This is a genomic window from Corynebacterium glaucum (genome assembly GCF_030408855.1).
Classification (GTDB): domain Bacteria; phylum Actinomycetota; class Actinomycetes; order Mycobacteriales; family Mycobacteriaceae; genus Corynebacterium; species Corynebacterium glaucum.
The window spans coordinates 784,473-795,958 of sequence record NZ_CP047358.1; the positions used below are offsets into that span (position 1 = coordinate 784,473).

10 protein-coding genes are annotated in these 11,486 nt (G+C 62.2%); 4 read left to right on the plus strand and 6 right to left on the minus strand.

From position 1 onward, the window contains the following. Positions 1 to 24 precede the first annotated feature (24 nt). Positions 25 to 1,032, plus strand: a complete 1,008-nt coding sequence (locus CGLAUT_RS03845) for a 3-hydroxyisobutyryl-CoA hydrolase (protein WP_290186418.1) — start codon at positions 25 to 27, stop codon at positions 1,030 to 1,032. On the opposite strand, the gene CGLAUT_RS03850 is transcribed toward CGLAUT_RS03845, so the two are convergent. Continuing rightward, positions 1,033 to 2,703: a histidine-type phosphatase gene (locus tag CGLAUT_RS03850; RefSeq protein WP_290186419.1), complete on the minus strand. Its 1,671-nt coding sequence runs from the start codon at positions 2,701 to 2,703 to the stop codon at positions 1,033 to 1,035. 203 nt (positions 2,704 to 2,906) lie between these two features. On the opposite strand from CGLAUT_RS03850, the gene CGLAUT_RS03855 reads away from it, so the two are divergent. After that, entirely contained in the window at positions 2,907 to 4,367 is a 1,461-nt protein-coding gene (locus tag CGLAUT_RS03855; protein ID WP_269768551.1) for a glyceraldehyde-3-phosphate dehydrogenase, read from the plus strand. A 33-nt stretch (positions 4,368 to 4,400) separates the two neighbouring features. On the opposite strand, the gene CGLAUT_RS03860 is transcribed toward CGLAUT_RS03855, so the two are convergent. From CGLAUT_RS03860 to CGLAUT_RS03870, 3 genes are all read right to left on the minus strand, one after another. Then, positions 4,401 to 5,549 (minus strand): glycosyltransferase family 4 protein, encoded by a 1,149-nt coding sequence (locus CGLAUT_RS03860; protein ID WP_290186421.1) that lies wholly within the window; start codon positions 5,547 to 5,549, stop codon positions 4,401 to 4,403. A gap of 5 nt (positions 5,550 to 5,554) precedes the next feature. Next, positions 5,555 to 6,751 carry an NAD-dependent epimerase/dehydratase family protein gene (locus tag CGLAUT_RS03865; RefSeq protein WP_290186423.1) on the minus strand — a complete coding sequence of 399 codons (1,197 nt, stop codon included), beginning with the start codon at positions 6,749 to 6,751 and terminating at the stop codon, positions 5,555 to 5,557. A gap of 97 nt (positions 6,752 to 6,848) precedes the next feature. Next, a complete protein-coding gene (locus tag CGLAUT_RS03870) occupies positions 6,849 to 8,165 on the minus strand; it encodes a type IV secretory system conjugative DNA transfer family protein (RefSeq protein WP_290186425.1) in 1,317 nt (438 codons plus the stop codon). Positions 8,166 to 8,423: 258 nt separating this feature from the next. On the opposite strand from CGLAUT_RS03870, the gene CGLAUT_RS03875 reads away from it, so the two are divergent. Continuing rightward, positions 8,424 to 8,612, plus strand: coding sequence for a hypothetical protein (locus CGLAUT_RS03875; RefSeq protein ID WP_290186427.1), 189 nt, complete (start codon positions 8,424 to 8,426; stop codon positions 8,610 to 8,612). Between the two features lie 116 nt (positions 8,613 to 8,728). On the opposite strand, the gene CGLAUT_RS03880 is transcribed toward CGLAUT_RS03875, so the two are convergent. Beyond that, positions 8,729 to 8,917, minus strand: coding sequence for a hypothetical protein (locus CGLAUT_RS03880; RefSeq protein WP_157731255.1), 189 nt, complete (start codon positions 8,915 to 8,917; stop codon positions 8,729 to 8,731). A 37-nt stretch (positions 8,918 to 8,954) separates the two neighbouring features. Continuing rightward, positions 8,955 to 9,947: an SWIM zinc finger family protein gene (locus CGLAUT_RS03885; protein ID WP_290186429.1), complete on the minus strand. Its 993-nt coding sequence runs from the start codon at positions 9,945 to 9,947 to the stop codon at positions 8,955 to 8,957. A 110-nt stretch (positions 9,948 to 10,057) separates the two neighbouring features. Between CGLAUT_RS03885 and CGLAUT_RS03890 the strand changes: the two genes are divergently transcribed. Beyond that, positions 10,058 to 11,485: an ABC transporter transmembrane domain-containing protein gene (locus CGLAUT_RS03890; protein WP_290186431.1), complete on the plus strand. Its 1,428-nt coding sequence runs from the start codon at positions 10,058 to 10,060 to the stop codon at positions 11,483 to 11,485. Position 11,486: the final 1 nt, after the last annotated feature.

Sequence of the window (11,486 nt, forward strand, 5' to 3'; positions counted from 1 at the left end):
GGTGTGATGTGGAACACTGGTCGCATGACTGCACCGAACGAAAACACTGACACCGAAGCCAAGGTTCTCACCGAGGTCCGCAACACCACCGGCGTGATCACGCTGAACCGCCCGAAGGGCCTGAACTCGCTGGACTACGACATGATCAAGATCATCGACGCGGCGCTGCGCGAGTGGGCCGAGGACGACCAGGTCGAGCGCGTCGTAACTACCTCCAACTCCAAGCACTTCTGCTCGGGCGGCGACGTCAAGTACGCCCGGCAGGCGATCCTGGACGGCGACGAGGCCACCGTGGATCAGTTCTTCGCCGACGAGTACGACATGAACCTGCGCCTGGCCAATTTTGGCAAGCCCTACATCGCCCTGGCCAACGGCGTGATCATGGGCGGCGGCATGGGCGTGTCCGCGCACGGTTCGCACTTCGTGGTTACCGAGGACGCGTTCGCCTCCATGCCGGAGATGAACATCGGTTACATCACCGATGTCGGCATGAGCTGGACCTTGCAAAACCTGCCGAAGCGACCGTCGAAAAACCTCGGCAAATTCCTCGGCCTCACTGGCTACCGCATGACCCCGGACGACATGCTCGAGCTCGGCCTCGCCACCCACAAGGTCGCCTCGCTCGACGGTTTGCTCGATCGCATCGTGGAGGAGGGGGAGCTTTCGCTTGACGACGCCTCGGTAGCGCCGTCCTCAAGCACAATCGCGCAGTATTTCGACGATATTGAAGCGACCTTCGACGGCTCCTGGCCCGAGATCGAGGCGCGCCTTGAGGGCGCGTTCGGTGACTTTGTGCGCAGCCTGATCGCCAAAGCGTCGCCGTCGGCGCTGGTGGCTGCGGCCGAGCTGTTCGAGGCGAACGCGAAGCACGACCTCGAAGGCGCGCTGGAGAACGAGCGCGTGCTCGGCGAACTCATCCGCCGCGAGCCCGACTTCGCTGAAGGCGTGCGCGCGGTACTGGTGGACAAGGACCAGGAGCCGAAGTTCGTCGAGCAGCCCGGGCCGGAGAAGTACCGCGACGTGCTGAAGTAGCTAGAAGCCAGCGCCGATAACGCCGAGCTGCCATGCGCCGAATCCGAGTGCCGCGAGGACAGCGAGCACCGCGGTGACGGCGATGGCGATGGCACCGGGCTTCGACGAACCGTCTCCGGTGGAGCCGTTCTCCGCCGAGCCGTCCTTCGACGAACCATCCTTGGCCGGGGTATCGGTGCCAGGCGTGATGTCCGGGCGAGCCTTGGAGTGGTCCGAGGTCGAACCGAGCGGCAGGCAGTCGGCCAGCTCCTCGATGGTGTAGAACGCGGAACCATCTACCACCGGCATGCAGCCAGCGTGGAACGGGATCTCAGCCTCGTTGTACAGCATGCGAACCAGGGTGACACCTTGGTCATTCTGGAACGCATCCCACTGGATGTTCGCGCCCATCGGATCGACGGTGTCGCCGCGCCACTTGGAGTTCTCATACGTCATGAGCTCATCTGCCGGCACTCCCTTCTCGGAGCCCGGCAGCTTCAGCAATGCTGCGAGCGGAACAATGGCACCGGAGTGGCTGAACCGGTACTCGGCGGCGATCTCGCCGCCGGCCGCGCGGTCCTTGACACCTTGAATCATGTGGTCCAGCAGCGGAGCGTAGTTGTCGTACGCCACGGTCTCGCCTTCGTTGGCGGGGCCCTTCTGGTAGTAGTCCTCGACATCGAGGAGGTACGCGAAGGTGGGGCCGATTTCATCGTCCATGAACTCGTTGAAGATCCACCCTTCGGCGGGTTTCGCTGCCTCGCGATCCATCGCCGGGGCGATGATGTACAGGTTGTAGAACTGCAGCGCAGCGTCGGCAACGCCTTCCACGGTGTTCTTGCCGTTCTGGGCAGTGAAGGTGAGGGACCCGTCGTCGATGCCATCGACGAAGTCCTGCGTGAAAATCTTCAGCAGAAGCTTCTGCGACGCTTCGCGGGAAGCTGGTTTCGCATAGGCCTCATCGATCTTCGCTTCAACGATCTCCCCGTCTTCCCACGCTGCGTACCGCTCGTAGCTGTCGAGAGATTTGTCACCGTGGGCCTTGAGCAGGTCGGTTCGAGCCTCGATCTTGACGTGGTCGTCTTCCATGCCGTCGATCAAGTGGCTGTCCAGTTCAGGCTTCGCCGCGAGCAGGCTGCGGCCGAACTCCCAGCCGGATTCCGTCGCGCGGTCTTCGCCGGACGACATGAATTTGACCTTTGCGTCAGAACCGACGATCGCGTTCAGCAGCTCGGTGTTTCGCTTTGCGTTCCGCTCGCCAATTCCTTGGAGTTCTTCGCGGCCGAACACGGTGAGGTTTCCGTAGCCGGTCTCTGGCCCGGTGAGCTCCTCGTTCGCCTTCGTCATCGCCTTGACCTGCGGGATAAGGCGCTTGCCCAAGTCGGTAATTTGGCCGCGCTTCTCTGCTTCAAGGAGCATCTGCAGCGCGAGGTCGTCGTACTTGAAACCGGAGAGTCCGCGCGATCCGTGGCGGTTCACGGTTGAGGTGTAGATCTGCTTGAAACCGGCAGGTGGCTGGCTGTAGCTAGAGATCGGAGCGGCGGGGGAATACGGCTGCTTGGTGGAGTAGTAGGTGGTCTGGTTCTCAGCCGCGAGCGCCGGAGTGGCCATAAGCGGCGCGGCGAGAGCGGCAGCAAGCGACATTGCGAGAGCGGTGCGGGTGGTTTTTGCGGACGCGGTCAGGGTGGTCAAAACAGGCTCCTCAGATTGGGTGGCGGGCGCGCCCACCAAGCTACCGCCGCGGAGTTACCGCGCGATGAATGGCGGGTGAATATCCGTCTTCCCTTACCGCGCCTGAATTTGGCTTGGACGTTAGTATGGGGGGACGGTTTGAGCAGAGTATGCCCCCAAAAACCACATACGTGATTGATTTCAATGACCGCTTAAGGAGCGACGTGACCGAGAACCAGGTGGACACCACCCCCCGCGACGACTGGAACCACAAGATTGAGCTCGCGCAGGAGATGCTGCCGCTGATCAGCCGTCTGCACCGCGAACACAACGCAGTGACCTCGATTCACGGCCGTCTGCTCATCGGCTTGACCGATATCGAAATCATCAAGGCGCACCGCTACGCACGTCGCATTGTGGAAAAGGAGCTGCCGCTGGATGAAACGCTGCCGATCCTGCGCGAACTCGTCGAGATGGACCTGGGCACCGCTTCGATCGACCTCGGCCACCTGGCGCACCTGTACAAGGAATCTGACCAGCAGGATCTGCGTGCGTTCCTGGAGGAGCAGCTCGCCGAGGTTGTCGGTACTTCCTCCGAACTCGAGGGTCGCGATGTCGTGCTCTACGGTTTCGGCCGCATCGGCCGCTTGCTTGCTCGCATCCTTATCGCCCGCGAGGCCACCTACGGTGGTGTCCGCCTGCGGGCCGTCGTGGTGCGCAAGAAGGGTGATGAGGACATCGTGAAGCGCGCGTCCCTGCTGCGCCGCGACTCGGTGCACGGTGCGTTCAACGGCACGATCACCGTGGACCGTGAGAATGACCTTATCTGGGCGAACGGCACTCCGATTCAGATGATCTACGCCGACTCCCCGTCGGAGATTGACTACACCCAGTACGGCATCGACAATGCCATCGTGGTGGACAACACCGGTGCATGGCGCGACCGCGATGGTCTGTCCCGCCACCTCGAATCCAAGGGCGTGGATCGCGTGCTGCTGACCGCACCGGGCAAGGGTGACATCCCGAACATTGTTTACGGCATCAACCAGGACATGATCGGCGACGACAAGATCCTCTCCGCCGCGTCCTGCACCACCAACGGCATCACCCCGGTGCTCAAGGTGATCAACGACCGCTACGGTGTCGTCCACGGCCACGTGGAGACGGTGCACTCCTACACCAACGACCAGAACCTGGCCGACAACTTCCACAAGGGCCCGCGCCGCGGCCGGGCAGCTGGCCTGAACATGGTGCTCACCGAGACCGGTGCAGCGAAGGCCGTCTCGAAGGCGCTGCCGGAGTTCGCCGGCAAGCTCACCGGTAACGCAATCCGCGTGCCCACGCCGGACGTGTCCATGGCGGTGATCAACCTGGAGTTGGAGCAGCAGGTGGACAAGGACGAGGTAAACAACTTCCTGCGCCGCGTCTCCACCGATTCCGAGCTGCGCCAGCAGATTGACTACATCCACTCGCCAGAGGTGGTCTCCACCGACCTGCTAGGCTCCACTCACGCAGGTGTCGTCGACGGCCTGGCCACCATCGCCTCCGGCAATCACCTGGTGCTCTATGTCTGGTACGACAACGAGTACGGCTACTCCAACCAGGTTGTGCGCGTGGTTGAGGACATCGCAGGCGTGCGCCCGAAGATCTACCCGGCCCGCAAGGCGCCGGCTGAAATCCAGTAGCCGATTGCCGCACCCTTCAGCGGCTCGGCACGCTTAGCGATGTAGCGCGCGGCGTGCCGTGATCGCTTTTTTGTAGACCTCCACAACGGCCTCGGTGGAGGTGCGCCAGTTCCAGCGCTCTGCCTCGGCGCGTGCTGCTTGTGCCATTTGCGTGTGCAAGGGGGCGTCGATAAGCAACTGCTCGAGCTTTTCCGCCCACGCGGAATCGGGCAGGGAGGGCTCGACCAAGAACCCGGTGGTGCCGTCGTCGACGACGAAGGGTAAGCCGCCGGCCTTGGCGGCGACCACCGGCACGCCGGACGCGAATGCCTCGAGTGCCGCGAAGCCGAGCGTTTCTGTGGTGGAGGGGAAAAGCAGTGCGTCGCCGGACGAGTAGGCCGCGTGCAACTCAGCGCCGGAGAGGTAGCCGGTGAGTGTGATCCAATCTCGGTTGAAGAGTTGGCTGATCTCGCGGAACTGGGGTCCATCGCCGATGACGGCGAAGCGGGTGCCGGGGACGCGGGCGCGCAGTTCCTCCATAATCGGCAGGCAGCGATCGACGGATTTCTCGGCGGAAACACGACCGACGAAGATCACCAGGGGAGCGTCGGGGTGGCCGCCAGTGAGACGGGCGCGCATGTCCACGGTGCGCTTCCCCGGCGCGAAACTCACCGTGTCCACTGCTTTCGGCCACAGCTCGACGTTGGGGATGCCGTAGCTCGCTGCGCGCTCCATCATCGGCCCGGAGGTGACCAGGTTGTACTGCGCCTTGCCGTGGAAGGTGCGCAAGCCCCACTCGGCGGCCGGTTTCGCCCACGGAATGCCCAGCTTGAGGGTGTACTCGGGCACATCGGTATGGAAGGAACCGACAAGCGGCAGGTCCTGGAAGCTCGCGATCAGGCTCGACCAACCGGCAGTCCAGATCGGGTTGATCGCGTGCACCACATCGGGTTGAAATTGCGCGAGCCTGCGCGGAATCACCGGAGTGATCAGGCCGAACTGGATCTCGGGGTAAACGGGCTTAAAGCTTAACGACGGCACGTGCACCACGTCGAACCCCGCATACTCATCCGGAGCGTCGCCGGTGGCGAAAATGAGCACCTCATGGCCTAGCTCTGCAAGCTTTTCGAGGTGGCGGATGGTGCGGGTGACTACACCGTCGATCTTCGGCAGGAAGACCTCGGTGAGGATGGCGATGCGCACTGCGGTTACTTCTCGCCTTCCGGCACGCCTTCGTGCTGCTGCTTCGTCCACAGGGAACGCGCCGGGATCTTGCTGCGGTCGGCGCGGTCGGAGTACTTGCGCGCGACATCTTCGACTTCTTGCAATAGGCCCTCGGCGAGGTAGGTCGGCTCGAGGCCCAGGCCGATGAAGGTGTCGTTGGCCACGTGGAGTTCGTTCTCCGCTGACTCCTTGCGCGGGTTGGGCACCATCTGTACCTCGGCGCCGGAGATGTTGCTGATCAGTTCGGCGAGGTCGCGGACGCGGTGGGTCTCGGTCATCTGGTTGAAGATCTTCACGCGCTCGCCCTTGGCGGGCGGGTTCTCCACCGCGAGTTGGATGCACTTCGCCATGTCGCGGATGTGGATGAAGGCGCGGGTCTGCCCGCCGGTGCCGTGCACGGTGAGCGGGTAGCCGACGGCGGCCTGCATGAGGAAGCGGTTGAGCACAGTGCCATAATCGCCGTCGTAATCGAAGCGGTTAATCAGACGCTCATCGCGCTCGGTCTGCGGCGTGTGGGTGCCCCAGATGATGCCCTGGTGCAGGTCCGTAATCCGCAGCTCATCGTTCTTGGCGTAGTACGCGAACAAGCTTTGATCCAGCACCTTGGTCATGTGGTAGACCGACCCCGGATTGGTGGGGTAGAGGATCTGCTGCTCCACAATGCCGTTCTCACCAGCGTCGACCTGGATGTCCAGGTAGCCCTCCGGGATCTGCATGCCCGCGGTGCCGTAACCGTAAACGCCCATCGTGCCCAGATGCACAACGTGGATGTCGAGGCCGGATTCCACGATGGCGACGAGCAGGTTGTGGGTGGCGTTGACGTTGTTATCCACCGTGTAGCGCTTCGTGCGGTGATTCTTCATCGAGTACGGCGCCGCACGCTGCTCAGCGAAGTGGATCACCGCATCCGGTTCGTAGGTGGTGATGAAGTCGTACAGGCCCTCGTAATCCTGGGCGACATCGATGTTTTCAAAACCGATCTCTTTACCGGTGACTTCCTTCCACGCGGCCAAGCGGACGTCGATAGTGGCGATTGGTGTCAGCGACTGGGCGCCGAGCTCTTCATCGATTGCGCGGCGGGAGAGATTGTCCACAATCACCACGTCGTGTCCGATGTCCGACAGGTGCAGCGAAGCGGGCCAGCCACAGAATCCGTCCCCACCAAGTACTGCAATTTTCACGAAAGAGCTCCAAGCATGATTAGAAAAACAACTTCCCGGATACGTTACCCGGACACGCGCAGGCGCGCCGGATGAAAAGGCTCGCTGTGCGATTGTCTTAATCCGGGTGCATAGGATCGCGGCCTTCGGCGATAGCGCGGTATTGCTCTGCCTCTCGGAGAAGCTCGTCACCGGGCTGGTCAGTCGCGTTCTTTAGCAACGAACGGGGTTGCTCGACCTCGCGCCACTGCTGCGGCACACGCTCTCGGTACCCATCAAAGAACTCGCTCGACCACGGGTACGTTCCGATGAACTTCCAGGCGCTTCCCTCCCACAACATTGCTTCGCCCATCGGCATCTGCGCGATGGCTTCAACGGGCACAATATTCGTCCGCTCGGTGTGCACGCTTTGCGTGTCGGAGTGGTAAACGTTATTGCTCCTCGACCAAAAGTCCGGACGGCTCGTGCCCGATGAGCTGGAAATAACTTGGCGGTCAAAATCTCCGGCAATCGCGCTAAAGGTACGAAGCGTCTGATCGTCGCGAATACCTGGCATCAAAATGGCGGACGGGAACATCCCCAAAAAGTTAATTCCTGGCCATGCCGCGCGTGCCTGCGAGAGATCCTGCAGCCCCACCGTTAGCGCAATGCCTTGCCCGCCGAACTGCGAGGCCCAAGTGTCTAAAGGCGGACGTGCCACGTGCGCTGCTTCATCCACCACGACGTTCAACCAGTCCAGGTCCTCACCCTCATTAGCAGCTCGTTTTCGCTCCCGGGTAATCGCCGACAAAAGCGCCATTATCAGACCTGCGGTCACGCTCTGCTCCTCCGGTGACGCTGCGATGTACAGCGTGTCAGACGTGCGTATGAATCGCGCAGGGTCGAAGTCCTCGCCTTTGTTGGACAGCACCGCGGCAGAGTTGTAAACCGAAGTTAGCCGACGCAGCGTGGAAGCGATTGATCCTCGCTCTTTATCCGGTGTGGCCCTGATCCCGCGCAACGTCGAAAGGGCTAAGTCTGCGTCAACGTCCTCTGGGTCGGTCCTGTGCTGCAGAATTGTGTTCTCAACCTGGTCCAATGCCCCCTCGGTTTCCCGGCACCAAGCAGCAAACGTCGGCAAAGAAACGTACTGGCCTGCGAAAAGGAAGACTGCGAGCCACTCAGTCGCCGAATCAATCCAGTCACCGTTAGGCGAACCCACCGCATATGGTGCCGTCCACTCGTTCGCGATCACACGGGCAGAGTCCCATCCAGAGACACTCCATGCTGGCGACCACCGCACGCGCAATGCTCCATCGGGAATGCCGCTGCCCAGGTCGAGTGCCCAAATACGGCCTCGCTTCGAACGGGTCTGGTGGGTGTCATACAGCACCTCCCACTTCACTGATGTACTTACGACCGGCCCAGTAGCAATAGCCACAGTCGGTGCAATCACGCACGATGTTTTCCCTGAACCGGGCGGACCAAGGACTAGCGTTGCACCGCGGGGGTCGGTCACGTGCACATTGTTATCAAAGGTGCCCGCAAACGTACCCGACAGCATCGCAAAATCCGAAAGCACTTCTGCCGTCACGGGTTTCGGAGCCCTCCACCCTGTAACCTTGCGCAATGCCCACTTACACACCAGGGCAGGCACAACTCCCGCGAAGCCGGCTCCAAGACTGAGCCCGGTACCAACCGCTTCATCTTCTGCGTGCTCACTCCGCGTGCTCAGCGTGATGAGGAACCAGATCACGGCGATGAAGATGGCGAACGATTTGAAGAAATCGAAGCCAGTTTGGAAGAAGAGCACGAACAAGCCTGTGCCCCAGAATGGCAAAAAGAGAAATTCCGCCAACTTGTTAAACCAGTAAGTTCTCTCGAAATACTGATGCTGCGGTAATAGATGTGACATGGGCTAACTCTCTTTCTCTTCTACCTTGACTGGGTTACGGAGTTGGCTCTGAGTCCGTTCGGTGTCGGCCACGTCTCCCCCCGTGGTAGCTGAATTTCCTGCGCCTACAGAACGAGCATGAGAGCGCGAACCAGTGAATCCCACAGGCCGGTCACCGAGTAGGACAGATCCGTCAGGGATTGCCGCCAAGATCCGGGTATCCACTGGGCGGCCAAGTCACTGGCCGCGAAATCGCGCACATCCTGCGCGCCGGAGTGGAAGTTGTGGTGCAGCGTTGAACTCAGGGGTGTCATGCCAGCCAGGGTAGCGCTGACGCGGTGGGACGGTGTCTTAAAGCTCATAGTCTGCAAGGGCATCGGCGAAGTGCGGCCAGAATTGGAATTCGCTTCTCAGTAGGTCGAGCTGGCCTTCCCACTGGTAAAGGCCGTCGGTGGCCAGGTCAGGATCTTCGACCTGCATCAGCAACAGCTGGAGCTGCGCGATCCGGAGTGCAACGTGGGCGGCGCTATCGGGCGTTCGCGGCGGCGGCAATTCGGACGATGCTTGGGTAAGCCACAGGCGGAAGTAAGCGAAGAGGCGCCGCACCGCAGTCACTGGGTCGCGGGGCAGCTCGACGCCCACCGCCCAGGTGGCTGCAACAAAGGAGTCGACGCTGGAGGTTTCGATGGTAAGCAGGCCCTCTTCGTAGAGCGAGAACTCTGTCGCCGCCATGAGCTCGAAGGTGGCGTAGTCAGTGTCTCGGCCCAGTTCGGCGAGGGTGATCATAGTCTCGATGTAGGTTTGCTCCGGCGCGTCGAGGTAGGCGGCGAAAGTTGCGATCGACGGCTCGGCGAGGAATTGCTCGCGCAAAACGGCGTGGGTCTCTTTCGCACCGCCTGCTTCCGAAAAATTGGGATCGAACCAATGCGGCATGGCAAGTCTGGTGAGCACTGGTTCGACCTGGGGGAGCTCCGCGCGCAACGCGTTGACGAGCTGAACGAGCTCGACCGCGGTCATCCTGTCGAGCGCGGCGTCGAGTAGCGGGTGCCCTCCCGGCTTGAGCTCGGCGGCGTGGACTGCGACCGCGATCGCATGCTTGCACCACTCGTCGCGCACCGAGCAGGTGCAGCTTGCACTGACTCCTTTCGCCGTCAGGCGGAGGGTGATCAGATACGGCTGCGTGCCAACAATCTGGGCTTGTAGTTCATCGTCTTGCACCTCGAGCAGGGCAATATAGTCACCCGGAATGTCTGTCGCACGCGCGATGGACACAGGCTTGGCTACCTGGTCAAGCTGCGTTGCGCTGAACTCGCGCAGTCTGGCGATGATGCGTTGCTCCTCCATGACCCGAACTCTAGGAAACAACCCCCACACGCCATCTGCCGGCTTCGAACGGGCATTTGGAACCCGTCGGAACCAAGGTCGTGTCGGCAACGTCGAATATGGTTAGGCCGGTGAGCACCTTGCCCCGCCCCGACGACCCCCGCTGGCTTTGGAAAACCCTGAACTCCCGGGCCCGCTTTTCGGTGCCCGCGGCACTCGGCATCACCACGATGATGGTCACCAACGCGTCCGCGCCCGTGATCGTCGGCCGCGCAATTGACACCGCCATCGCTACTCAGGACCTCGCCAGCCTGACCCGCTACATCGCCCTGCTCGCAATCGTCATGGCCATCGGCGCAGTTGGCGGATGGTTCGGTCGCAGCTGGCTCTCCAAAGCAGTCCTCACCGTCGGCCATGACCTGCGCATGGCAGTCACCGCGCGCATCCTCGACCCGCGCGGCATTGGCGGCGCCACCCGTTACACCCCAGGTGAGCTGCTGTCCATCGCATCCACCGACGTCAAACGCGTCTCCGAAGCGGTCTTCCTCATGGTCTTCCCGGTGGGCCACCTGCTCACCATCGCGTACGTCGCATACGTTGTCGGCTCAATCCACCTGCCGCTCGGCATTGCCATCCTCGCCGGCGGCCCACTCGTCGTATTTGGCACTATTGCCGCAGGCAAACCGCTCCAGAAACGGTCCGGCGAGCGCCAAAAAGCACTCGCAGATGCCGCCGCCACCGCCACCGATGTCGTCGAAGGCCTGCGGATCATCAAAGGCCTCGGCGCGGTGGACGTAGTCAGCGGCAGGTACAAGGAAGCGTCGATACGCGCTCGTCTCGCCACCATCCGGGCCAACGCGTCGCACGCCCGCCTCGACGCGACGACCGAATCACTCGGCACCCTCTACATCATCGCCGCCACCATCGCGGCCGCGATCTTCGCCGCCCGCGGGGTGATCAGCGTCGGCGATCTCATCACCATCCTCGGTGTCACCCAGTTCGTCATCACGCCCATGACATTCCTAGGCAAGCACATCGCCGCGCGCCTCGCCCCAGCTCAGGCCAGTGCGCGCCGCATCACCCGGCTTTTACAAGAGCCTTCGCTTATCGACGCCCCGTTGCCCGCACCACAGTTCCCACCCGGCCTCACAGTCATCGACCGCACTCCACCCGCGGATTTGGCCCAGCTCGACCGCACTGAGGTGTTGGTCGCCCCGCACGCGGCGCACTTGTTTGAAGGCACCGTGCTGGGCAACGTTGCCGATGACGCGGATGCCGCTCGCGCCGCACTCGTGGTCGCCGCAGGCCGCGACATCCTTGCCGCCGCAGAGCGCGAAGTAGGGGAGAACGGCGCGGGCCTGTCCGGCGGCCAGCGACAGCGCGTCGCCCTTGCCCGTGCAATCGCCGTCGACCCAGACGTGCTCATTTTGCAGGATCCCACCACCGCGGTTGACTCCGTGACCGAGCAGGTGATCGCCGTAAACGTCGCAAAGACGCGTGCCGGAAAGACCACCGTGGTCTACTCCTCCTCGCCGGCGTGGAAGGCGGTGGCGGAATAAC